Source organism: Pseudomonas sp. CFBP 8770 (assembly GCF_014841705.1).
Lineage (GTDB): Bacteria > Pseudomonadota > Gammaproteobacteria > Pseudomonadales > Pseudomonadaceae > Aquipseudomonas.
Map to the genome: position 1 here is coordinate 343,757 of NZ_JACYUL010000004.1, position 21,842 is coordinate 365,598.

The 21,842-nt window shown below is 64.6% G+C and carries 23 protein-coding genes; 9 read left to right on the plus strand and 14 right to left on the minus strand.

All coding sequences use genetic code 11. The annotated features are described in order from the left end of the window. Positions 1 to 55: 55 nt before the first annotated feature. Together pcaG and pcaH are read right to left on the minus strand one after the other, a co-directional pair. Positions 56 to 661 (minus strand): protocatechuate 3,4-dioxygenase subunit alpha, encoded by a 606-nt coding sequence (pcaG, locus tag IFT98_RS11255; RefSeq protein ID WP_192048667.1) that lies wholly within the window; start codon positions 659 to 661, stop codon positions 56 to 58. Between the two features lie 11 nt (positions 662 to 672). Then, the gene (pcaH, locus tag IFT98_RS11260; RefSeq protein WP_192048669.1) at positions 673 to 1,392 is read right to left on the minus strand and encodes a protocatechuate 3,4-dioxygenase subunit beta; all 720 of its coding nucleotides are present in this window, start codon (positions 1,390 to 1,392) and stop codon (positions 673 to 675) included. 142 nt (positions 1,393 to 1,534) lie between these two features. Here pcaH and ypfJ point away from each other — a divergent pair, with 142 nt between their 5' ends. Continuing rightward, complete coding sequence (gene ypfJ / locus IFT98_RS11265) at positions 1,535 to 2,422, plus strand: KPN_02809 family neutral zinc metallopeptidase (protein ID WP_122715072.1); 888 nt, start codon at positions 1,535 to 1,537, stop codon at positions 2,420 to 2,422. Positions 2,423 to 2,464: 42 nt separating this feature from the next. On the opposite strand, the gene IFT98_RS11270 is transcribed toward ypfJ, so the two are convergent. The 4 genes from IFT98_RS11270 to IFT98_RS11285 all read right to left on the minus strand — a co-directional run bounded on the left by IFT98_RS11270 (position 2,465) and on the right by IFT98_RS11285 (position 5,604). Beyond that, the gene (locus tag IFT98_RS11270) at positions 2,465 to 3,052 is read right to left on the minus strand and encodes an HAD family hydrolase (protein WP_192048671.1); all 588 of its coding nucleotides are present in this window, start codon (positions 3,050 to 3,052) and stop codon (positions 2,465 to 2,467) included. Next, positions 3,049 to 3,918, minus strand: a complete 870-nt coding sequence (gene tesB, locus IFT98_RS11275) for an acyl-CoA thioesterase II (protein ID WP_192048673.1) — start codon at positions 3,916 to 3,918, stop codon at positions 3,049 to 3,051. Before tesB ends, IFT98_RS11270 begins: the two co-directional genes overlap by 4 nt. A 288-nt stretch (positions 3,919 to 4,206) precedes the next feature. Then, positions 4,207 to 4,767: a GNAT family N-acetyltransferase gene (locus IFT98_RS11280; protein ID WP_122795419.1), complete on the minus strand. Its 561-nt coding sequence runs from the start codon at positions 4,765 to 4,767 to the stop codon at positions 4,207 to 4,209. Positions 4,768 to 4,938: 171 nt separating this feature from the next. Further along, positions 4,939 to 5,604 (minus strand): GntR family transcriptional regulator, encoded by a 666-nt coding sequence (locus tag IFT98_RS11285; RefSeq protein WP_192048675.1) that lies wholly within the window; start codon positions 5,602 to 5,604, stop codon positions 4,939 to 4,941. Between the two features lie 254 nt (positions 5,605 to 5,858). On the opposite strand from IFT98_RS11285, the gene IFT98_RS11290 reads away from it, so the two are divergent. From IFT98_RS11290 to IFT98_RS11320, 7 genes are all read left to right on the plus strand, one after another. Then, positions 5,859 to 7,106: a divalent metal cation transporter gene (locus IFT98_RS11290; protein WP_192048676.1), complete on the plus strand. Its 1,248-nt coding sequence runs from the start codon at positions 5,859 to 5,861 to the stop codon at positions 7,104 to 7,106. A gap of 28 nt (positions 7,107 to 7,134) precedes the next feature. Further along, positions 7,135 to 7,905 (plus strand): LamB/YcsF family protein, encoded by a 771-nt coding sequence (locus IFT98_RS11295; RefSeq protein ID WP_192048678.1) that lies wholly within the window; start codon positions 7,135 to 7,137, stop codon positions 7,903 to 7,905. A gap of 5 nt (positions 7,906 to 7,910) precedes the next feature. Continuing rightward, a complete protein-coding gene (locus IFT98_RS11300) occupies positions 7,911 to 8,708 on the plus strand; it encodes a putative hydro-lyase (protein ID WP_197976652.1) in 798 nt (265 codons plus the stop codon). Between the two features lie 9 nt (positions 8,709 to 8,717). After that, the gene (locus IFT98_RS11305) at positions 8,718 to 10,337 is read left to right on the plus strand and encodes a 5-oxoprolinase/urea amidolyase family protein (RefSeq protein ID WP_192048682.1); all 1,620 of its coding nucleotides are present in this window, start codon (positions 8,718 to 8,720) and stop codon (positions 10,335 to 10,337) included. Beyond that, positions 10,334 to 12,073, plus strand: a complete 1,740-nt coding sequence (locus IFT98_RS11310; RefSeq protein ID WP_192048684.1) for an acetyl/propionyl/methylcrotonyl-CoA carboxylase subunit alpha — start codon at positions 10,334 to 10,336, stop codon at positions 12,071 to 12,073. Before IFT98_RS11305 ends, IFT98_RS11310 begins: the two co-directional genes overlap by 4 nt. Before the next feature lie 140 nt (positions 12,074 to 12,213). Continuing rightward, positions 12,214 to 13,128, plus strand: coding sequence for a lysine exporter LysO family protein (locus IFT98_RS11315; RefSeq protein WP_192048686.1), 915 nt, complete (start codon positions 12,214 to 12,216; stop codon positions 13,126 to 13,128). A 338-nt stretch (positions 13,129 to 13,466) separates the two neighbouring features. Continuing rightward, positions 13,467 to 14,693 (plus strand): TIGR03862 family flavoprotein, encoded by a 1,227-nt coding sequence (locus IFT98_RS11320; RefSeq protein WP_192048688.1) that lies wholly within the window; start codon positions 13,467 to 13,469, stop codon positions 14,691 to 14,693. Between the two features lie 125 nt (positions 14,694 to 14,818). Here the strand turns inward: IFT98_RS11320 and IFT98_RS11325 are convergent, their stop codons facing one another. The 5 genes from IFT98_RS11325 to IFT98_RS11345 all read right to left on the minus strand — a co-directional run bounded on the left by IFT98_RS11325 (position 14,819) and on the right by IFT98_RS11345 (position 19,250). Then, positions 14,819 to 16,153 (minus strand): DEAD/DEAH box helicase, encoded by a 1,335-nt coding sequence (locus tag IFT98_RS11325; RefSeq protein WP_192048690.1) that lies wholly within the window; start codon positions 16,151 to 16,153, stop codon positions 14,819 to 14,821. Positions 16,154 to 16,192: 39 nt separating this feature from the next. Next, positions 16,193 to 17,092, minus strand: coding sequence for a drug/metabolite exporter YedA (gene yedA, locus IFT98_RS11330; protein ID WP_192048692.1), 900 nt, complete (start codon positions 17,090 to 17,092; stop codon positions 16,193 to 16,195). A 92-nt stretch (positions 17,093 to 17,184) separates the two neighbouring features. Beyond that, entirely contained in the window at positions 17,185 to 17,796 is a 612-nt protein-coding gene (locus IFT98_RS11335; RefSeq protein ID WP_192048694.1) for a 3'-5' exonuclease, read from the minus strand. 12 nt (positions 17,797 to 17,808) lie between these two features. Beyond that, on the minus strand, positions 17,809 to 18,288 hold the full coding sequence (locus IFT98_RS11340; RefSeq protein ID WP_043192734.1) for a LabA-like NYN domain-containing protein: 480 nt from the start codon (positions 18,286 to 18,288) through the stop codon (positions 17,809 to 17,811). A 239-nt stretch (positions 18,289 to 18,527) separates the two neighbouring features. Continuing rightward, entirely contained in the window at positions 18,528 to 19,250 is a 723-nt protein-coding gene (locus IFT98_RS11345) for a DUF2076 domain-containing protein (protein ID WP_192048696.1), read from the minus strand. A 221-nt stretch (positions 19,251 to 19,471) separates the two neighbouring features. On the opposite strand from IFT98_RS11345, the gene IFT98_RS11350 reads away from it, so the two are divergent. Then, entirely contained in the window at positions 19,472 to 20,125 is a 654-nt protein-coding gene (locus IFT98_RS11350; RefSeq protein WP_192048698.1) for a YciC family protein, read from the plus strand. Positions 20,126 to 20,134: 9 nt separating this feature from the next. On the opposite strand, the gene rutF is transcribed toward IFT98_RS11350, so the two are convergent. The 3 genes from rutF to rutC are packed head-to-tail and all read right to left on the minus strand — an operon-like array spanning position 20,135 to position 21,833. Continuing rightward, positions 20,135 to 20,650: an NADH-dependent FMN reductase RutF gene (gene rutF / locus IFT98_RS11355; RefSeq protein ID WP_192048700.1), complete on the minus strand. Its 516-nt coding sequence runs from the start codon at positions 20,648 to 20,650 to the stop codon at positions 20,135 to 20,137. Next, entirely contained in the window at positions 20,647 to 21,429 is a 783-nt protein-coding gene (gene rutD / locus IFT98_RS11360; protein ID WP_192048702.1) for a pyrimidine utilization protein D, read from the minus strand. The genes rutF and rutD overlap by 4 nt, the downstream gene beginning before the upstream one ends. A gap of 20 nt (positions 21,430 to 21,449) precedes the next feature. Continuing rightward, positions 21,450 to 21,833, minus strand: a complete 384-nt coding sequence (rutC, locus tag IFT98_RS11365) for a pyrimidine utilization protein C (RefSeq protein ID WP_122475450.1) — start codon at positions 21,831 to 21,833, stop codon at positions 21,450 to 21,452. Positions 21,834 to 21,842: the final 9 nt, after the last annotated feature.

The following is a 21,842-nucleotide window of genomic DNA, read 5'->3' on the forward strand; positions in this document are numbered from 1 at the left end:
TGGGAGACCTGTGGGAGCGGGCTCTGCCCGCGAATGAAGGCACCGCAATATCTGATCAGAAATCGAAAAACACCGTCTCCCCTTCCCCTTGGATACGCATGTCGAAGCGGTAGGCCAGCTTGCCGTACACCTCGCAGCGCGTTGCAATCAGGGTTTCGCGCCGCGCGGGTTGTTCGATCAGATTCAGCACCGGGTCCTTGCCGTTGGCTTCCGCCTCGTCGCTGAAATACAGCCGCGTGTGCAGGTGAATGTTCACCCCGCGGGCGAACAGACTGATGTTGATGTGTGGCGCCATCGGTACTCCGGCGGCGTTGCAGACCACACCCGGTTTGATCGTCTGCACCGTCCATTCTCCAGCATCGAACGTCGTGGCGGTACGGCCAAAGCTGTTGAAGGGTTGGTCCTGGTCGAAATCGATATGGTAGTGGCCCTGATCATCGGCCTGCCACAGTTCCAGGAACGAGTCGCGCACCAGATGGCCATTGCCGTCGTAGACATTGCCCAACAGCAGGATGTGCTCGCCCTGCGCCTCGGGCTTGGCCATCTGGTTCCAGATTTCATGCTCGCGCGGCTCGATGCCGGCAGCCGCCAGGGCCAGGCCGATGTGAACGTAGGGGCCAGCCGTTTGTGACGGGGTTTCTTTGAGCAGTTCGATAGGCATGTCGATTCCCCTCAACGGTTTTCGAAGTGAGTCTTGCGCTGACCGCGCAACACGATGTCGAAACGGTAGGCCAGGCAATCCATGGGATTGGCGTTGGCCATGTCCAGCCTGGCGATCAGGCTCTGCACCGCCTCGGGGTCGTTGATCGACTTGACGATGGGGCACATCGGAATCAACGGGTCGCCTTCGAAATACAGCTGGGTGATCAACTTGGTGGCGATCGACGGACCGCTCACCGAGAAATGCACGTGGGCCGGGCGCCAGTCGTTCGGGCCGTTGCGCCATGGGTACGGGCCCGGCTTGATGGTACGAAAACTGTAGTAGCCCTCGCTGTCGGTCAGCGTGCGGCCGACACCGCCGAAGTTGGGGTCCAGGGGCGCCAGGTAGCGGTCGTTCTTGTGCCGATAGCGGCCACCGGCGTTGGCTTGCCACATTTCCACCAGGGTATTGGCAATCGGTTTGCCGAATTGGTCGCAGACGCGCCCGGCCAGAATGATCCGCTCACCGATCGGCAAGCCACCATGGTTGTAGTTGAGCAGCAGATCGTTGTCGAACTCGCCGAACTTGAGGTGGGCGAAATTGGGGCCGGTGCTTTCACTGGCCGACTGCGGAATGCTCACCAAGGCCTGGCGCGGCGAGCGCATGGTCGAGGTCTTGTAGTCCAGCGTCAGCGCCTTGGGGTGCCAGTTGCGATCACGGATGATGAAGCGACTGCTGTCTTGGGAAGACATGCCGTTCTCCTGTTATTCGATTTATAGAGGACCTGTTTTCAGGCTTCGTACTAGTCTCAAGGAAATGGCCGACAACGAATATTGAAAAACACGGTCACAGGCATACCCGAATGGTTATGCATGAATCGAGTGAGGATTTGCCATGTTATGGAAGAAAGGCCGACGCAGCGATAACGTCGTGGATGCCCGCGGTGATGGTGGCGGCAGTGGCGGCGGCGGGATGCGCATGGGCGGCAAGGGCCTGAGCCTGACCGCCGTGGTGCTGATCGTCGGCTTCGGCCTGCTGACCGGGCAGGACCCCATGCAGATCCTCGGTGAACTGACGGGCCAGGGCCAGCAGGCCGCGCCGGTCGACACCAGCCAGCGCAAGGCGCCACCGGCCAACGATGAGCAGGCCGAGTTCGTCAGTACGGTGCTGGGCGATACCGAAGACACCTGGAAGCAGATCTTCCAGCAAGGCGGCCAGACCTACAAGGAACCCAAGCTCATCCTGTTCAGCGGCCAGGTGCAGTCGGCCTGTGGCTACGCGACGGCGGCCAGCGGACCGTTCTATTGCCCGGCCGACCAGCAGGTGTATCTGGACATGGCGTTCTTCCGCGAAATGTCCCAGCGTTTCGGCGCCGCCGGCGATTTCGCCCAGGCTTACGTGATCGCTCACGAGGTGGGTCATCACGTACAGACCTTGCTGGGCGTGTCGGATCAGGTGCAGAAAGCTCGTCAGGGTGGCCAGCGCATGGAAGGTGCCAATGGCTTGCTGGTGCGTCAGGAACTGCAGGCCGATTGCTTCGCCGGGGTCTGGGCGTTCAATGGGCAGAAGCGCTTGAACTGGCTAGAGCCGGGTGACATCGAAGAAGCCTTGAATGCGGCCAATGCCATCGGCGACGACCGTCTGCAACAGCAGGGCCAAGGACGTGTAGTGCCAGATTCGTTCACCCACGGCACTTCGGCACAACGCGTACGCTGGTTCAAGGCCGGCTTCGCCCAGGGCCAGATCGCCCAGTGCGATACGTTCGCGGCCAAGAGTCTCTGAATGGTTTGCCCACCACCACCTGCCCAGCAGGTGGTGGCGGATTCAGATCAGTTCGCGCAGGTGTTTGCAGTCCAGCGCATGCCAGTCCGCCAGCTCCGGCCAGAGGTTCTCCGGCTGGTTGACCAGCACCGTGGCGGTGCCAGCCGCCCGGCCGGCCTGCAGGTCCATCCGATGATCCCCTACCATGACCATGTCCGGCTGGCGCACGCGCCAGGCGCTGGCCAAGTGCAATAGCCCGGCCGGGTCCGGCTTGTGCGCAGCTTCGTCGCGGCCCAGCACATCGTCGGTTTGAAAGCAGTCGGCGATGCCGATCGCCTGCAGGCTGATGTGCGCCAGTTCGCGCGCGTTGCGCGTGAGAATCCCCAGGCGGTGGCCCCGATCGGCCAGTTCGCGCACCAGTTGCACAGCCCCGGGCGCCGCCGTCGAGCCCACTGCCAGAGCACGCTCGTGTTCCAGCAACCAGGCATGCTTGGCTTTCGACTCGTCGGCTGGCAAGGCGGCCAGGTGACCGAGGATGTCGGCCTCCGGCGGAATCTCAAGATGACGGCGAATGGCGGCAAAGTCGTGCACGGCCACGGTCAGCGTGCCGTCCAGGTCGAACACCCAATGGCGAACCCGCGCCAGGCTCATGACCAGTCCTGCCGATGGCGGATCAGACCTTCCTGGGCCGACGAGGCCACCAACTGACCGGCGCGGTTGTACACGCTGCCGCGGGCGAAGCCGCGCGCGTTGCCCGCCCAGGGGCTGTCCAGTGCATACAACAGCCAGTCGTCGGCGACCAGGTTGCCGTGGAACCACAGCGAGTGATCGAGGCTGGCGATCTGCATGTCGCTGTGCCACACCGACTTGCCGTGGGGCAGCAACGAGGTGGTCAGCAGGTTGAAGTCCGAGGCATAGGCCATGACGTACTTGTGCAAGGCGGGGGTCTGGGCGAGTGCGCCGTCGGCGCGAAACCAGATGTATTTGATCGGATCGGTCGGCGTGGGGTTGTACGGGTCGCGCTCGGCCACCGGGCGCATCTCGATGGGTTTGCCGCACAACAGCTTGTCGCGCATGTGCGCAGGGATCAAATGGGCCACCTGCTGCATCAGCTCGAGCTCGGTGGGCAGGTTTTCCGGGCCGACCACCTCGGGCATCACACTTTGATGGGCAAAGCCTTCTTCGTCGTACTGGAACGAGGTGGTACCGGTAAAGATCGGTTGGCCCTTCTGCACGGCGGTCACCCGGCGCGTACTGAAACTGCCACCGTCACGCACTCGGTCGACCATGTACACCACGGGCAGCTGGGCATCGCCGGGGCGCAGGAAGTAGCCATGCAGCGAATGCACGTGGCGATCGGGCTCGACCGTCTGGCTGGCAGCCGACAACGACTGGCCCAGCACCTGGCCACCGAACAGCTGGCGAAAGCCCAGGTCCTGACTGCGGCCGCGGAACAGGTTTTCTTCTATGGGTTCCAGGCTCAGCAGCTCGACCAGATCGTCCAACACATGGCTCATTCAAAACTCCTCGGCGTACGCAGAACCAAATGGGCGCAATGATAGCGGACAGCTGTGCCGCGAACACCTGTGGGAGCGGTCATCGGCCGCGAAAAAGACGCTGCGGTACATCTGACACACCGCAGCGCGCCCTTCGCGGCCACGGGCCGCTCCCACAGGGGATTGCGGACAGCTGTAGGAGCGGTCATCGGCCGCGAAAAAGACGCTGCGGTACATCTGACACACCGCAGCGCGCCCTTCGCGGCCACGGACCGCTCCCACAGGGGATTGCGGACACCTGTGGGAGCGCTAGCGAGTGTGCTGCCATTGATCCTGGGTGATGCGGTACAGCATGTGCCGCTGCAATTCATGCCCGGGCAGGTTCGGGTGGTCGAAGTCGCCCTCTGGGTCGCGCAGCATGCCGATCGATTGCATCACTTTCTCCGACGACACATTGGCCACCGCCGTGAACGCCACCACTTCGTCCAGGCCCAAGCGGCCGAAAGCGCAATTCAGACAGGTCCAGGCCGCCTCGCTGGCGAAACCCAGGCCCCAATGCTCATAGGCCAGGCGCCAGCCAATCTCGGTAGCCGGGGCAAAGGGCGCATCGAAACCCACCTGGCCCAGTCCGGCGAAGCCGATGAACTGCCCACTGTCCTTGCGCTCGAGCGCCCACAGGCCGTAGCCCAATTCGGCAAAATGGCCACGCACGCGGCCGATCACGGCGGCGCTCTGCAGCCGTCCCAGGGTTTCGGGAAAATAACGCATGACCCGCGGATCGGCGCACATGTCAGCGAACGCCGGCAAATCGCTGTCTCGCCACTGACGCAAGATCAGTCGCGCACTTTCAAGTTGGAGGATCCCGCTCATTGCTGATTCCTTGTCGATACCCGCTCGCCCCGGCCTGATTCGACGTGGCAAACACCTTCCCGCTCCTTTCGAACGCGAGGTGTCAGGGGAGTTTTCACGGCAAGACCAACGGCGCATACAGGCAGATCGAGCAGGCCTTTCGACACAAGGGGTTGCGCTCGGCCAGGTGCGCTATCGCCGGGTACTGCGCTCGTAGGCCGCCAGCACAGTGCGCTCCGAACGCACCAGATAGGCCTCGAGCAACTGCGTGGCCTCCTGCGCACGTCCTTCTTCCAGGCACTGCAGAATGGAGCCATTCATGTCCAGGTAGGGCATGTGCAGGAACCGCGGATCGTCGAGCAGGCCGAAGGCCAGCCGCAACTCCGCCGAAATCTGTGCATAGAACGACTCCAGGCGCGGGCTGTCGGCCAATTCGACGACCGCCTTGTGGAACATCATGTTGGCGGTGCCCACTGCTTTCCAGTCCCTGGCCTCGCCAGCCTGCTTGCCCATGGCAACCGCTTCGCGCATGTGCACGGTGCCAGGGTGCAGTGGATAGCCCTGGGCAAGGGCCTGGCACTCGATGAAGCGGCGCACCCGGTAGATGTCGATGATCGATGCCATGTCCGGCACCGCCACGGTCACGCCGCGATTCGGCTCGTGCTTGAGCAGGCCTTCGCGGGTCAGACCCCTGAAGGCCTCGCGCAGGGTGTTGCGCGAGATCTGCAGGGTTTCCGCCAGGGCGGCCTCGGACAGCCGCTGTCCGGGGACCAGCTCACCTTCCACCAGCATCCGGCGAATCTCCTGGGTGATGGATTCGCCCAGCGAACGAGGCAGGGGAAGCGTAATGTCATTCATGTACGGTCCAGGCGCGAAAAAGTCGCTTCGATGTTCACCCACCGCCCGATCACAGGCAAGGCGAATGCCACTGCCATGCATCATTAAGTAACGGCGATAACCGCAAGCGTTACAAAATGGTGCACATTGTGGATCAACACGAAAGGCATTGTTGAACAATACAAGGTATACAGATCAACACTCTCGGCCAGATTATCAGGCTTTGGCATACTCATTGCTCTACCCCTGTCATCTCCCATCGCAGGAACGATGCCGTGACACAGACAGCCGCGACACAGACCGCCAAGGATTTTACCAAGGCGCGTCGCTCTTCCCTGATCGCCGCGATCTTCATGATGGCGACTTCGGCCATCGGCCCGGGCTTCATCACCCAGACCGCCACCTTCACGGCCAAGATGGGCGCCGCGTTCGCGTTCGGCATCCTGGCGTCGATCCTCATCGACTTCGTGGTCCAGCTGAACATCTGGCGCATCGTCACGCTGACGCGCATGCGGGCGGCCGACATAGCCAACAAGGCGATTCCAGGCAGCGGCTACTTGCTGGCCATACTGGTCATCTTCGGCGGCGTAGTGTTCAACGTCGGCAACATCGCCGGTGCAGGCCTGGGCCTGAATGCGCTGATGGGGCTGGATCCGAAATGGGGGGGCGCCTTGAGTGCCCTGATGGCCATCGGAATTTTCCTGTCTCGCCGTGCGGGCATGGCTGTGGACCGAATGATTGTGGTGCTGGGCCTGGTGATGATTGGCATGACCCTGTTCGTCGCCTTCGCTTCCAACCCACCGCTGGGTCAGGCGTTGTACCAAACCATCCTGCCGGAAACCGTGGATTTCGCCATCATCACCACCATCGTCGGTGGTACGGTCGGTGGCTACATCACCTACGCCGGCGCGCATCGCCTGCTGGACCGCGGCACCACCGGGATCGAGAATCTACAGGCGGTGAACAAGGCGGCTTTGAGCGGCATCCTGGTCACTGGCCTCATGCGCTACATCCTGTTCCTCGCCATTCTTGGCGTGGTAGCCAGTGGCGTGGTCATCGACATTTCGGGTCAGGGCGCAAATCCAGCGGCGCAGGCCTTCCAGGCCACCGCAGGGGAGTTCGGCCTGCGCATCTTCGGCCTGATCCTCTGGGCCGCCGCCATCACCAGTGTGATCGGTGCGGCCTATACCTCCATCTCGTTCATCACTGTTTTTTCGCCCACCATCAGCGAAAAGGCACGCAACCGTGCCACCACCGTGTTCATTGCCGTGTCGCTGCTGATCTATGTCCTGATGGGAACGGCGCCTGCCGCGCTGCTGCTCTTCGCAGGTGGCTTCAATGGCCTGATCCTGCCCATAGGGTTGAGCATCTTCATCTACGTGGGCTGGCGCCGGTCCGACCTGATGGGCGGCTACCATTACCCTCGCTGGCTGCTGGTGCTGGGCGCAGTGACGTGCCTGCTGACCTGGTACATGGCGATCAAATCGGTCGGGCCGATCTTTGCCTTCCTCAAGGTCGTATGAGCCAGAACAATTACAAGGAATCTCTTCAATGCCAAGCATAGATATCAACAGCGACCTGGGCGAAAGCTTCGGTGCCTGGAGCATGGGCGACGACGATGCCATGCTCGACATCGTCACCAGTGCCAACGTTGCCTGCGGCTTCCACGCCGGCGATCCGGCCGGCATCCTGCGCACTCTCAGGGCTGCCGCGGCCCGGCAGGTCAGCATTGGCGCCCATGTGTCCTACCCGGACAAGGTCGGCTTCGGCCGCCGCAACATGGATGTGGCCAGCGACGAGCTGACCGCCGACGTGATCTACCAGATCGGCGCCCTGCAGGGCCTGGCCCAGGCCGCGGGCACCTGCGTCAGCTACGTGAAGCCCCATGGCGCTTTGTACAACACCATCGCCCATGATCGCCGTCAGGCATTGGCCGTGATCGCTGCAATCCGCGCAGTCGATCCCAGCCTGGTACTGGTCGCTCTGGCCGGCTCGAGCCTGATCGAGCTGGCACGTGAGGAAGGCCTGACATGCATTGCCGAGGCCTTCGCCGACCGCGCCTACACCCCCGAGGGCACCTTGGTTTCACGCCGCGAGCCGGGCGCGGTCCTGCACGATCCGCAACTCATCGCCCAGCGCATGCTGCGCCTGGTCGAGGACGGTACGCTGGAAGCGATCGACGGCAGCATCACGCGCATCCAGGCCGACTCGATCTGCGTGCACGGCGACAGCCCGGCCGCCGTGGCCATGGCCCGCGAGCTGCGCCGCGTGCTGGAGCAGGCGAACATGCACCTGCAGGCGTTTGCCGGAGACCGACCGTGAGCGCCCTGAAGCTCGCCGCCCAGCGCGCTGTCGACGCAGCCCGCGCAGCGCGCGCGAGCTACCGTGGTGGTCTGGTTGCACCGTCTGCCGGGATCGCGCCGGGCATGACCCAGGCCAACCTGATCGCCCTGCCCCGCGACTGGGCCTATGACTTCCTGCTGTACGCGCAGCGCAATCCGAAAGCCTGCCCCATCCTCGACGTCAGCGATGCCGGCAGCCCGCACACCGTGCTGGCAGAAGGCGCCGACCTGCGCACCGACCTGCCGCTGTATCGGGTCTGGCGCAACGGCCAATTGGCCGAAGAAGTCAGCGACGCCCGTCACGCCTGGGCCGAGCACGACGACATGGTGACCTTTCTCATTGGTTGCAGCTTCACCTTTGAAACCGCGCTGCAGGAAGCCGGTATCGAAGTCCGGCACATCGCCGATGGCAGCAATGTGCCGATGTACCTGAGCAACCGGGCCTGCCGCCCAGCCGGGCGACTGCGCGGTGACATGGTGGTGTCCATGCGCCCGATTCGCGCGGACCGAGTGGCCGAGGCCTGCACCATCACCGCGCGCTACCCTTCGGTGCATGGCGCGCCGGTGCACGTGGGCGATCCAGCGCTGCTGGGCATCGTCGACCTGGCCCATCCCGACTTCGGCGAAGCCGTGCGCATCGAACCGGGCGAAGTGCCGGTGTTCTGGGCCTGTGGCGTCACGCCCCAGGCGGCGGTCATGGCGTCGGGCGTGCCTTTCGCCATAACTCATTCGCCGGGCCATATGTTCATCACCGACGTGCCTGACAGCACGTACCACGTCTAGGAGATTGCCGTGCGTTTTCTACCGGTCAACCTGGACACCCTGCTGGTCGAGCTGAACGACCTGGAGCAGACCCTGGCCCTGTTCGACGCCTTGAGCGCCGAGCCGCTGGCGGGGGTGGAAGAGATCATCCCGGCCGCGCGGACGCTGCTGATCCAGTTCCGCCCCAGCGCCATTACCCGCCAGGCGCTGGTCGACCACGTCGCCCGTCAGGACCTGGGCCAACGCCAGGCCGCCGAGCAGCGCCGGGTGGAAATTCCCGTGCACTACAACGGCGAAGACCTCGACGAGGTCGCCGCGCTGCTGCAGATCAGCCGCGCCGAAGTGATCCGCCGCCATACCGCCGAGGATTACAGCGTGGCGTTCTGCGGCTTCGCGCCGGGCTTCGGCTACCTGACCGGCGGCGCCGGGTTCCAGGTACCGCGCCGGCAGACGCCGCGCACGCGCATACCGGCGGGCGCCGTGGCGCTGGCCGGCGAGTTCAGCGGCATCTATCCCAAGGCCAGCCCCGGTGGCTGGCAGATCATCGGCGTCACGCCATTGCAGATGTGGGACCTGGAGCGCGCCGAGCCGGCCCTGCTGCGCCCCGGCTACAAGGTGCGCTTCACCGATGCCGGGCCGCTGCCTGTAGGTGGCTTGCCCGTGCCCAGCCAGCCCGCTGCGGCCCTGCCACCGAGCGGCGCGTACCTGCAAATTCTCAGCCCCGGCCTGCACAGCGTGCTGCAGGACACCGGCCGCATTGGCCAGACCGGCCAGGGCGTGTCCCGCTCCGGTGCGCTCGACCTGGGCGCATTGCGCGCGGCGAACCGCGCGGTCGGCAACCCCTCTGACACGGCCTGCGTGGAAACCGTGCTCGGCGGCTTACGCTTCACCTGTCATGGCCACGCCGTGATCACCATCACCGGCGCGCAAACCCCGGTCACCCTGACCAGCGCCAGTGGCCTGCAATGGCCTGTGGACAACTATCGACCCATCGAACTGGTACCGGGTGACACGGTCATCCTGGGCACGCCCAGCGCCGGGCTGCGCAGCTACCTGGCGATCCGCGGCGGCTTCGACGTGGCGCCGGTGCTCGGCAGCCTGTCGACCGACACCCTGGCCCAGGTCGGCCCGCCCGCCCTGGCTGCGGGAGACCTGTTGGGGTTCACGTCGCCAACGGGCGGCACCAGCGTGTCGCTGAGCGAAGCCCCGGCGTTCGCCCTGCCCAAAACGGCCGACATCGTCACCCTGGATGTGCTGATGGGGCCGCGCATCGACTGGTTCACCACTGACGCCATCGAGCGCTTGAGCAGCCAGCTCTGGCAGGTCACTGCGCAATCCAACCGCGTCGGCATCCGCCTGGCCGGTGATACGCCGCTTACGCGCAGCAACCCGCAGGAGCTGCCCAGCGAAGGCACCGCCGTGGGCGCGATCCAGGTGCCAGCCAGCGGCCAGCCGGTATTGTTCCTGGCCGATCACCCGCTGACCGGCGGCTACCCGGTCATCGCCGTGGTCGCCAGCTACCACCTCGACCTGGCAGGGCAGATACCGGTCAATGCACGGATCCGCTTCAACCCGGTGGCCGCCTTCGAAGAGATCCAGCCCACCGCGCCAGCCTCTTCTTCCTCTGCCGATGTGGAAAAACTTCCATGAAAAAACTCCTGATTGCCAACCGCGGCGAGATCGCCGTGCGCATCGCCCGTGCCTGCCGCGACCATGGCGTGCAATGCGTGGCGGTGTACGCCGATGCCGACATCGACGCGCTGCACGTGCGCCACGCCGATGAAGCCTACGGGCTCGATGGCCAGCGGCCCGCCGAGACCTACCTGAACATCGAGAAACTCCTGGACGTGGCCCGGCGCAGTGGCGCCGACGCCGTGCATCCTGGCTACGGCTTTCTCTCGGAACGGGCTGATTTCGCCCGCGCGGTCATCGACGCGGGGCTGATCTGGGTCGGCCCCAATCCCGAGACCATCGACGTGCTTGGCGACAAGGTCGAGGCGCGCAAGATCGCCCAGGCCGTAGGCGCACCTCTGGTTGCCGGTACACCGGGCCCGGTAGCAAGTGCCGACGAGGTGCTGGCCTTCGCCGAACAGCACGGCCTGCCGATCGCCATCAAGGCCGCGTTCGGGGGTGGTGGGCGCGGCATGAAAGTCGCCTGGCGCCTGGACGAAGTGGCTGAGCTGTTCGCCTCGGCGGTACGCGAGGCAGAAGCGGCGTTCGGCCGTGGCGAATGCTACGTGGAACAGTTTCTCGACCGGCCCCGGCACATCGAAGCGCAGATACTGGCCGACAAGCATGGCCAGGTCGTGGTGGTGGGTACGCGCGACTGCTCCCTGCAGCGCCGCAACCAGAAGCTGGTGGAAGAAGCCCCCGCGCCGTTCATCACCGAACAGCAGCGCGAGCGTATTCACCAATCGGCCCGCGACATCTGCGCCAAGGCCGGTTATGTCGGCGCCGGCACGGTCGAATTCCTGCTCAGCCAGGACGGCACCCTGTCATTCCTGGAGGTCAACACGCGCCTGCAGGTCGAACACCCGGTCACCGAAGAGACCACCGGCGTGGACCTGGTGATCGAGCAACTGCGCATCGCCGACGGCTTGCCGCTGTCGTTCGCTGAAACCCCAGCGCCGCGCGGTCACAGTTTCGAATTTCGCATCAATGCCGAAGATCCGGGCAAGGGCTTCTTGCCTACTCCGGGGCAGATCGACGAGTTCCTGCCGCCGTTTGGCCCGGGCGTGCGCCTGGACAGCGGGGTGACCAGCGGTTCGAGCGTGCCCAGCCACTTCGATTCGATGATGGCCAAACTGATCGTCACCGGCGCCACCCGCGAACAGGCCATTGCCCGCGCCCGGCGTGCCCTGGCCGAGTTCCGCATCGAGGGGATCGCCTCGGTGCTGCCGTTCCACCGCGCCGTGATGGATCACCCGGACTTCACCGGCAGCGACGGCTTCGCCGTGCACACGCGCTGGATCGAAACCGACTTCGCCGAGGCCATCACCCTTGCGCCGCGAGCCGCACCCGTGGCCGACACGGACATTCTGCGCACCTTCGTCGAGATCGATGGCAAGCGCCACGCGCTTGGCCTGCCAACCGCACTGTTGCGTGGCATGAGCCTGGATGCGCCAGCCGCTGCCCCACCGCACGCAACGGTCGCTGCAGACGTCGATCCGCAGGCGTTGCTCACGCCGGTGGCGGGCAACCTGCACACCTGGGTCGTGGAAGACGGCGCGACGGTATCCAGTGGTCAGGTGGTGGCAGTGGTCGAAGCGATGAAGATGGAAAGCTCGGTGCTTGCCCCGTGTGCTGGCCGCGTACGCATCAGCCAGCAGGCCGGTGACTACTTCGAGGCCGGCGCCGTGATCGGCCGTATCCAGATCGACGACTGACCCAGGGCAGCAGGCGGCACCGGTTCTTGGCCCGGGTGCCGCCAACTGGAAAAAGCCCAGCCATACGCACTGCGCATCTGAAATAATGCCGGCCTTCGTCACGCGCAACACTCCATGGATTTTGCACAAGGCCTGCAACAATGCTTTCGATCGTCGCTTCACTCCTGCCCATCCTGCTGGCGCTGGCCGGTGGCTGGCTGCTGGCAATCTTCATCAGCCCTGCCCTGCGCCAGCGCCTGGTGAAGCTGATCACCCCGTTCATCTGGCTGCTGCTGTTTTCCATCGGCTACGAATTCGGCAACGTCTTGGGCGCCCTGAACTCGGCGCGCGAATCGGCGTTCACCGCGCTGGTCTTCGCCCTGCTCACTACCGCCGTGCCGTGGTTGTTGCTGTCGTGGGGCACCACCGCTGCCGTGGCTCGCCCAGCGTCGGCCCGCCAAGGGCTGGCGGCCATTGTCCCACCGCTCAAGGAGTGTCTGATCGCCCTGCTGGCGCTGGCACTGGGCGTCGGCATGTATCACCTGTGGGGCGCTGCCGACGGCTCGGGCTTCGCCTGGCCTTCGACCAGCTACTTCCTCTATGTACTGATCGTGCTGGTCGGGCTGGACCTCTACGGGGTCCGGCCCGACCCGTCGTGGTACTCGCTGCGCACGCTGAAGATTCCCGCCATGGTGGTGATCGGTTCATTGCTGGGCGGCCTGCTCGCGGCCTGGGCCACCGGCCAGCCGCTGGCCATTGCCATGGCACTGTCCAGTGGCTTCGGCTGGTTTACCTTGTCCGGCGTGCTGGTCGGCCACCATGCCGGTGAAGCCTTCGGCGCCATGGCCCTGCTGACCGATCTGTTCCGCGAGATCCTCGCCATTGGTTTGCTTTATGCCCTGGGTGCCCGACGCCCTTTGCAGTGCATCGCTGCGGGCGGTGCCACGTCGCTGGACTCGACCTTGCCGATCGTCAAGCAGAAGTGCCCGGCCGAATTGCTCCCAGTGGCCCTGGTCAGCGGTTTTCTGCTGACCTTGATCGGCCCTTTGTTGATGGTGTTTTTCCTGACCGTATGAGTTATGCACAGTGCTGCGGCGGTGGATAAGTTACGCACAGTGGCTGTGCAACCGCCTGTGGATAATCTGCGCATAAGCGGCTGACGTCACGCACAGCCGGGGGCTTGGGGGATGTGATCATTTTTTGATCAAAAGCGGTGAGCGGTTTTGCACACGCCACAGCAGTTACCCACATCCGCTGTGCAACCGCATGTGGATAACCTGCGCAAAACAGGCTGCAGGCCACGCGCTGCGGGGCTTTCAGTAAGCCGATCAAATATTGATCAACGTCGCCTGTGGATACAGGACCGGAACGAGCCGTGTAGAATTCTCGTTCTTTCCCCTGTCGATCCGTTTCCATGCCCTCTTCTTCCCCTCGCGTTGCCGTGATCGGCGGCGGCCCGGCAGGCCTGATGGCCGCCGAAGTGCTGAGCCTGGCCGGCGTGACCGTCGAGGTCTACGACGGCATGCCGTCGGTGGGCCGCAAATTCCTCCTGGCTGGCGTTGGTGGCATGAACATCACCCATTCCGAGCCCTACCCTGCCTTCGTGTCTCGCTATGCGGAACGTGCGCAGGACGTTCGGGAGTGGCTGGAGCCCTTCGATGGGCTACGGCTGCGCGAATGGATTCACGGCCTGGGCATCCAGACCTTCGTCGGCACCTCCGGACGGGTGTTCCCTACCGACATGAAAGCCGCACCGCTGCTGCGTGCCTGGCTCAAGCGTCTGCGCGAGGCTGGGGTGGTTATCCACACCCGGCATCGCTGGCTGGGATGGAACGCCGACGGCAGCTTGCGCATTGCCAATCCACAAGGCGAATTGGCCATACGTGCGGATGCCACGGTGTTGGCATTGGGTGGCGCTAGCTGGGCGCGGCTGGGCTCCGACGGCGCCTGGGTGCCGTGGTTGCATGATCGCGGTGTACCGATCAAGCCGCTGCAACCGTCCAACTGCGGCTTCGAAGTGCCTGGCTGGAGCGCGCTGCTGCGGGAGAAGTTCGCCGGCGCACCGCTGAAGAACGTTGCCCTGGGGTTGGCAGGCGAGCCCGCGCGCAAGGGTGAGTTCGTGCTGACCCAGACAGGTGTCGAAGGCAGTCTGGTCTACGCGCTGTCAGCGCGGATTCGCGAGGCGATCAACCACGCCGGCAGCGCCAACCTGCACCTCGACCTGCTGCCGGATCACCCTGTGGATAAAGTCCGGAGCATCTTGCACAAGCCACGCGGCTCGAAGTCCATGGCGCGCCATCTGCAGGGGCAACTGGGTCTGGAAGGTGTGAAGGCCGGGCTTCTGCGGGAATTGTCCGACGCGCAGACCTTCACCGATCTCGATGCACTGGCCTTGGCAATCAAGGCCCTGCCGCTGACGCTGGTGCGCGCGCGCCCACTGGACGAGGCCATCAGCACAGCGGGCGGTGTGGACTTGCGAGGGCTGGACAAGCGCCTGATGCTCGGCGCCGTGCCAGGCACGTTCTGTGCCGGCGAGATGCTGGACTGGGAGGCGCCTACCGGGGGCTATCTGCTGACAGCCTGTTTCGCCAGCGGGCGGCGCGCGGCGGATGGCGTGCTGGAGTGGCTGGCTCGGGGGTGATGTTTGCCTTTAGGGCCTATTCGCGGGCAGAGACCCGCTCCCACAGGGTTGCGCTTGATCCTGTGGGAGCGGGGCGGGCGGCGAGCCCTCTTCGCGGGCAGAGACCCTAAAGGCCCCCACACACCTCAAGGCTTACGCTTGCGCGGCCCGGTATTGAACACCGGCACCTTGCGCACCGGCTTGACCACCGGCAGCGCATCCACCGGTGAATCGCCGCTGTCGACCCACTTGCCCAGGTTCTTCTTGCTGCCACTGACCTTGGGCTTCTTCGGCTTTTTCGGTTTCTTCACCACTTGGCCACTGGCATCGGTGTCCGGCACGCGGTGGTCGGGCACGAAGTCAGGCTCGTCGACGCGCTTCAGCGTCTGCCGGGTGAGTGTTTCGATGGCCGACAGCAACTGCACCTCATCCGCGCAGACCAGCGAGATCGCCTCGCCCGTGGCCCCGGCCCGGCCGGTGCGACCGATGCGGTGAATGTAGTCCTCAGCGACGATGGGCAGGTCGAAGTTGACCACCAACGGCAGGTCTTCGATGTCCAGGCCGCGCGCAGCGACATCGGTGGCCACCAGGATCTGCACCTCCGAGGCCTTGAAGCGATCCAGCGCACGCTGGCGCGTGGCCTGGGGCTTGTCGCCGTGGATGCCGTCGGCGTTGATGCCCAGCCCCTGCAGCTTCTCGACCAGCGCGTCGACGCCGTTGCGGGTCTTGGCGAACACCAGCACCTGCTTCCAGCGCTGTTTTTTCAGCAGATGGCAGAACAGTTCGGCCTTGCGCTTCTTGTCCACCGGCACGATCCACTGCTGCACCGAGCTGGCCGCCACGTTGCGCGGGCTGACTTCGATGCTCAGCGGGTCGTTGAGCATCTGCCCGGCAAGCAAGCGAATGGCATCGGAAAAAGTCGCCGAGAACAGTAAGGTCTGACGCTTCTTCGGCAAGGCCGCATAGATGTCGCGCAGTTCCTCGGAAAAGCCCAGGTCGAGCATGCGGTCCGCTTCATCCAGCACCAGGGTCTGCAGCTGGGAAAACTTGACCGCGTTCTGCCGATACAGATCGAGCAGGCGTCCAGGCGTCGCCACCAGCAGATCGACGCCCTTGCGCAGCTTCATCATCTGCGGATTGATGCTGACTCCGCCGTACACGGCATAGGTGCTCAACGGCAAGTGCTCGCCGTACTCGACGATATTGGCGTGAACCTGCTCGGCCAGCTCGCGCGTGGGGCACAGCACCAGCGCGCGCACCGAATTGCTCGCCACCTTGGGCCCTTCCATGGCCAGCAACTGCAGCAATGGCAGGGCGAAACCGGCGGTCTTGCCGGTGCCGGTCTGGGCGGCGGCCATCAGGTCGCGGCCGGCCAGTACCGCGGGAATGGCTTGGGCCTGCACCGGAGTCGGCGTCTGGTAGCCAAGCGTTTCAAGGGCGCGCTGCAGGGGTTCGATCAGGCCAAGGGTGGCGAATGTCATGGGTCTACCGTCAGAAGATGTTTCGCAATGGCCGGCAGTTTACCCTGTCGGCAGCGCTTTCGCCTTGCGCCATTGCGGCACCCCGATCAACACCACCGCGCCGATGATCACCGCCATCGCCACGCATTCCTCGACGCCGATGTGCTCGCCGGCGAAGAGAATGCCCAGCAGCACGGCCACTGCCGGGTTGACGTAGGCATAACTGGTGGCGGCCGCCGGGCGCACGTGCTTGAGCAGGTACATATAGGCACTGAAGGCCACGATCGAACCGAAGAACACCAGGTAGGCCAGCGCGCCCCAGCCAGCGGCGGTCGGCCATTGCTGCAGGCGCTCGCCGGAAATCAGGCTGCCGAGCAGTAGCACCGCGCCGCCGATGAGCATTTCCGCCGCAGCCGCCATGGCGCCCTGGGGCAATGGCAGGCTGCGGCTCCACACCGAGCCAAAGGCCCAGGCGGCTGCGGCGAAAATCAGCAAGGCGGCGCCCAGCGGGCTGGCCTGCAGGTTGGAACCCAGGTTGAGCAGACCGATGCCGATCAGCCCGAGAACGATGCCGGCCCACTCCAGACGAGTATTGCGCTGGCCGCGAAACAGACCGAAGAACAAGGTGAACAGTGGCACGGTGGCCACGGCCAGCGCCGCTACCCCGGACGACACGCCCGCGTGTTCGGCGACCGTCACCCCGCCGTTGCCGCAACTGAGCAGCAGAATGCCCACACACCCGGCCGCGCGCCATTGCGGCCAGCTGGGGTTGGGCGCGCCGCGCAGGCGCAGGAAGGTGTAGAGAAGGGTTCCGGCGATGACAAAGCGCACTCCGGCCATCAGCAACGGTGGCCAGGACTCGACGCCGATGCGGATGAACAGGTAGGTCGAGCCCCAGACGAAGTACAGGGCCAGAAAAGCGCCGATGAGCAGCAGGGGAAAGCGGGACTTGGCAGGCATTTCAAAGGTCATCCATGGTGTGTTTTTATTATTTCCTGATGGGAGCGGCGCGGGCGGCGTTCCCATCTACCCGCTAAGAGGCCCCCGCAGCACTACCCCATCCGATGCTTCTGCAACACCTCGCGCATCTTCGCCATCGGCACTTTCTGCAGCTTGCAGAACAGCCCGTGGGACACCTCGGCCAGCCCATGCCGTTCACGCAACTCGCGCGCCAGGTGCTGGGCCAGGTTCGCGGCCATCTCGGCATCGGCCATGGCCCGGTGAGCCTGGCCGGTGTGCGGCAGTTTCGCCCACTGGGTCAAGGTGCCCAGCTTGTGGTTCGGCGCGCCGGGGAACAGCCGCCTGGCCATCAGCATCGAGCAGGCAAAGCTCTGCACCCGCTCGCGACGCAGCAGGCTCAGCTCGTGGTCCCAGAACTTCTGATCGAAGGAGGCATTGTGCGCCAGCAACGGGGTGCTGCCGACGAACTCGGCCACTTCGGCCATGACCTCGGCGGCCGGCGGCGCCTTGCGCACCATGGCCGTGGTGATGCCGGTGAGGCTGGCAACGAAACCAGGCACGGGCAGGCCCGCGTTCATCAGGCTCTGGTAGCGCCCGACGATTTCGCCGCGCTCGAGCATGACCACGGCGATTTCCGTGGCGCGGCAGCCCATGTTCGGCGAGATGCCAGTGGTTTCGAAGTCGATGACAGCAATGCGTTCCAAAGCGGTGAAACCTCAGTTCTTCAGCAGCAACGCACCTTCGATGGGCACGTAGCGGGTGGCGGCGCGGATCAGTGAGTTGGCGGTCAGGCCCGGCACCCCATAGGCGACGGCCTCGACGCCATGCTTGCCGATGATGCGATCGAGCAGCAGGTCGAAGTCGCCGTCGCCCGAGGCGAGCACGATTTCGTCGACATGATCGGCGGCGTCCATGATATCGATGGTGATGCCCACATCCCAGTCGCCCTTGGCCGAGCCATCGCTGCGCTGGATGTAGGGCTTGAGTTTGACCGTGAAGCCGAGGTTGCGCAGGATCTGCTGAAACTGCTGCTGCTTGCTGTCGCCACGGTCGATGGCGTAGGCATAGGCTTCGACGATCTGCCCACGCTGGCCGATGTCGGCCCACAGCGCGGCATAGTTGAAATGGCAGCCGTAGGCCTGGCGCACGGTGTAGTAAAGGTTCTGTACATCGGCGAACACCGCGATCTTCTTCACCGCACTTCCTCGTCGCGCTGGGCGCCTGAGCTTCTGGATAGCCAGTATGCCAGTGTTGGGGCAAGGATGGGGGTGCCTGTGCCGGCCTCTTCGCGGGCAGAGGGCTCGCCGCCCGCCCCGCTCCCACAAAGGCCGGCATAACTCTGTGGGAGCGGGCTCTGCCCGCGAAGAAGCCTGTCTCACCAGCCGCGCGGTACCCTGTGGGAGCGGGGCTCTGCCCGCGAAGAGGCCCTCAGCCTTTACACGAAATCATCATCCTCGGACATGAAGCCGCCGTCATCGCCGCTGTCATACCCGGCATCCGCCAAACCACCCTGCTCATTCCAGCTGTCATTGCTGACCTGCTGGGCATCGCCGCTTTCGTTCCAGCCACCGCCGTCGCTGGCCTGGGCGGGCTCTTCCTTGATCACCTCGACGATCTCCTGCGGGTTGTCATGGTGAAACAGACTGCTGATGCCCTGCGCCAGCATCACACCGCCGGCCACACCTGCGGCCGTCTGCAGGGCGCCGCGCATGAAACCGCCGCCTGCGGCCGGCGCCTGAGCACCTGGGGCGGCGTAGTTCTGCTGTGGCGGCGGCTGGTACGCCGGCGCCTGGCGAGCCGGCTCGCGCCAGCCATTACCCTGCGGCTGCACCGCCCGCGCGGGCTGCTGCGCATCGCGAGTGCCACCGCCGAAAATGCTCGACAGGAAACCACCACCGCCCTGCTGTGCCGGTGCTGCCGATTGGCTGCGCGCCTGTTGCAATTCGGTCTGCAGCTGCTGGTTCTGCTCGCTCAGACGCTTGATCGCCGCTTCCTGGACCAGGATTGCCTGCGCCATGTAATAAGGCGCGGCCGGCTGGGCGGCGACGTGTCCCTTAATGCGCTCGTCGGCTTGCGCATCGCGCGCACTGCCTTCCTTTTCGGCCTGCTGAAGGCGGGTAAACAGACCGTCGATCAAGCTTTGTTCATCAGTGTTCATGGCGACCTCGCTCGATTGCCCACAAAATGGGTACAGCCGGCGCACAGTGCGTCGGTTCTGCTGCAATGATGGGGCTCGCGCCCCGCCTTTCAATGACCGGCCGTGATTAAACTTTGTTCACCCTCCCCCGTTGCCGCCGTTCGCAGCCTGCGGGCCGGGTGTTGAAAAGCGCCACCATCGGCTAAAGTGTCGGCCTGCTTTTTGACCTGTGACCCGGCCCCATGAACCCGCTGATCGTATTGCGCGACTCGCTCTATTTTTTCCGCATCAACCTGTGGGCGATCCTGCGCCTGTGCCTGCCGCTGGTGGTCTGCGAGGCCCTGGCGCGCGAACTGGTGGCGCGCGCCAGTGGCCCCGACGCCACCGTCATGTACGACGTGGCGGTGGGCCTGCTGTTCTACCCGCTGTACACCGCGGCGCTGATCCTGTTTCTCGATGCCCGCACCGACGGCTACGAGCCGCAGGGCCGACACCTGCTGGGCAAGGCCTTGCACCTGTGGCCACGCTTCGCCCTGATGGCTGCCCTCAGCACACTGCTGATCATGTTCGGCATGTGGCTGTTCGTGCTGCCGGGCCTGTACCTGATGATCAAGCTGTCGTTCTCGGAATACCTGCTGGTGCTGCGCAACATCACCCCTTTGCAGGCCATGCGCGAAAGCTTCGACATGACCAAGGGCAAGTTCTGGCCGATTCTGTTCACCCTGCTGGCAATCATGATCCCGCTGTGGCTGCTCGACGGCCTGAGCGCCATGGCCTGGACCGACACCCAGCCCACGCTGGTGCGGCTGCTGGTGGACAGCGTCAACAGCTTCCTGCAGCTGCTGCCCAGCGTCGTGTTGTTTCGCCTGTTCATGTTGATGAGCAAGGCTGACTGAGCACTGCGTTCAGGCGCTGGCCTGGGTGCCGGCCAGCTCGTGGTAACGCCGAGCGAAGTAGACCAGCACATCGGCTTCGTTTTGCTGGCGAATATCCAGTACTTCGCACACCAGAATGTCGTGGGTACCGACGCTGGTACTGCTGGTGATCTTGCAGTCGAAAGACAGCTTGGCACCTTCCAGTATCGGCGCACCGGTGACGCCTTGGCTCCAGCAGCCACCCTCGAAGCGCTGCGCCTGGGGCGTCTTGCCGCCAAAGGCGTTGGACAGCGCTTGCTGGCCATTGCCCAACGTATTGACACACACCGTGCCGTTGCCCGTGAACGACTCGTACACCGAGGCATTGCGATTGATGCACACCAGCAGCGTCGGCGGCTGGTCGGTCACGCTGCACACCGCCGTGGCAGTGAAGCCCGCGCGCCCATGGGGGCCGTCGGTGGTGATGACGTTCACGGCGGCGGCCAGGCCGGCCATGGCGTCACGGAAGGCTTGACGCTCGACGGGAAGCGAATGAGGCACGGTCATAGTGAAAGTCCTTGAAAGTAATCCAGCACAGCATGATGGAAGGGTTGCGGGTCGCTGACGCTTGACGCGTGCCCGCCGTATTCGAGTACCACCAGCGTGGCGTTGGGCAACTGATCGGCCAGGTGCCGGGAACGCTGCCACGGCACCAGCATGTCGTCCCTGTTGGCGATCAGCAGCGTGGGCGTATGAATGCCCTGCAGCCGCGATTCGATGTCGAAGGTTTCCAGCGCGTTGATCCGCCGCAGCAGGTTGTCATGGCTGGGAAAGTGGGCCAGAGCATGGGCCTCGTCTTCGGCCAGACGGACGCCGTTGCTGGCGATCCAGTCGGCGGGATACAGGAACAACGGCTGCGCTTGCACATAAGCCTCTGCGCCGCAGTGGCGCAGCAGGTTCTTGCGTACCGCAAAACAACGGGCGCTGTGTGGATTGGGGCTGCTCCAGGCGTTGATCAGCACCAGGCTGCTCAACCGCTCCGGGCACATCGCTGCCAGTTCCAGCCCAACCAGGCCGCCCAGGGCATGGCCCATGAAATGGCATCGCTCGATGTCGAGCTCATCGAGCAGTGCCAGCAGTTCTTCGGCCATGTGCGCGATGCGGTAGCCATCGGGCAGTTGCGCAGGGCTGCGCCCGGTGCCGGCGTGATCGTAGGTCACGACGCGAAAATGCTCGCCGAGCACCGCCAGGTCACCGGCCCAGAATCCGCCCGAGCCGCCGAGACCTGAACTCAGCAGCAAAGTAGGCGCGCTGGCGTCCTTCCGACCTTGAATGGAGTGATGCATGGAAACCTCCGGGTTGAGCGTCAGCCGACGTGAGCGATGCTGGCGATTTCGATCAGCGCGTCGGGTTTGACCAGACCGCACTGGATGCAATAGCGCGCAGGCTTCTCGCCGGCGAAGTACTCGGCGTACACCTCGTTGACCTTGGGGTAGTCGGCCCAGTCGCGGATCATGATCATGTTGAAGGTCACGTCATCCAAGGTACCGCCAGCGGTTTCCACCACGCCCTTGATGGTTTCCAGCACGTGACGGGTCTGCGCTGCCGCGTCACCGACGTGCACCACGTTGTTGTCCTTGTCGAACGGCAGGGTGCCCGAGACGTACAGCACGCCATCGGCCAGCGAACCCGGAACGAACGGAGCCAGGGGCTTGCCGGTGCCTGCAGGGATAATCGATTGCTTGGTCATCTGTGCGTC

Coding starts and splice junctions, on each gene's coding strand:
- pcaG (WP_192048667.1), bottom strand. CDS start 661: ATGCCTATCGAACTGCTCAAAGAAACCCCGTCACAAACGGCTGGCCCC.
- pcaH (WP_192048669.1), bottom strand. CDS start 1,392: ATGTCTTCCCAAGACAGCAGTCGCTTCATCATCCGTGATCGCAACTGG.
- ypfJ (WP_122715072.1), top strand. CDS start 1,535: ATGTTATGGAAGAAAGGCCGACGCAGCGATAACGTCGTGGATGCCCGC.
- IFT98_RS11270 (WP_192048671.1), bottom strand. CDS start 3,052: ATGAGCCTGGCGCGGGTTCGCCATTGGGTGTTCGACCTGGACGGCACG.
- tesB (WP_192048673.1), bottom strand. CDS start 3,918: ATGAGCCATGTGTTGGACGATCTGGTCGAGCTGCTGAGCCTGGAACCC.
- IFT98_RS11280 (WP_122795419.1), bottom strand. CDS start 4,767: ATGAGCGGGATCCTCCAACTTGAAAGTGCGCGACTGATCTTGCGTCAG.
- IFT98_RS11285 (WP_192048675.1), bottom strand. CDS start 5,604: ATGAATGACATTACGCTTCCCCTGCCTCGTTCGCTGGGCGAATCCATC.
- IFT98_RS11295 (WP_192048678.1), top strand. CDS start 7,135: ATGCCAAGCATAGATATCAACAGCGACCTGGGCGAAAGCTTCGGTGCC.
- IFT98_RS11310 (WP_192048684.1), top strand. CDS start 10,334: ATGAAAAAACTCCTGATTGCCAACCGCGGCGAGATCGCCGTGCGCATC.
- IFT98_RS11315 (WP_192048686.1), top strand. CDS start 12,214: ATGCTTTCGATCGTCGCTTCACTCCTGCCCATCCTGCTGGCGCTGGCC.
- IFT98_RS11320 (WP_192048688.1), top strand. CDS start 13,467: ATGCCCTCTTCTTCCCCTCGCGTTGCCGTGATCGGCGGCGGCCCGGCA.
- IFT98_RS11325 (WP_192048690.1), bottom strand. CDS start 16,153: ATGACATTCGCCACCCTTGGCCTGATCGAACCCCTGCAGCGCGCCCTT.
- yedA (WP_192048692.1), bottom strand. CDS start 17,092: ATGCCTGCCAAGTCCCGCTTTCCCCTGCTGCTCATCGGCGCTTTTCTG.
- IFT98_RS11345 (WP_192048696.1), bottom strand. CDS start 19,250: ATGAACACTGATGAACAAAGCTTGATCGACGGTCTGTTTACCCGCCTT.
- IFT98_RS11350 (WP_192048698.1), top strand. CDS start 19,472: ATGAACCCGCTGATCGTATTGCGCGACTCGCTCTATTTTTTCCGCATC.
- rutF (WP_192048700.1), bottom strand. CDS start 20,650: ATGACCGTGCCTCATTCGCTTCCCGTCGAGCGTCAAGCCTTCCGTGAC.
- rutD (WP_192048702.1), bottom strand. CDS start 21,429: ATGCATCACTCCATTCAAGGTCGGAAGGACGCCAGCGCGCCTACTTTG.
- rutC (WP_122475450.1), bottom strand. CDS start 21,833: ATGACCAAGCAATCGATTATCCCTGCAGGCACCGGCAAGCCCCTGGCT.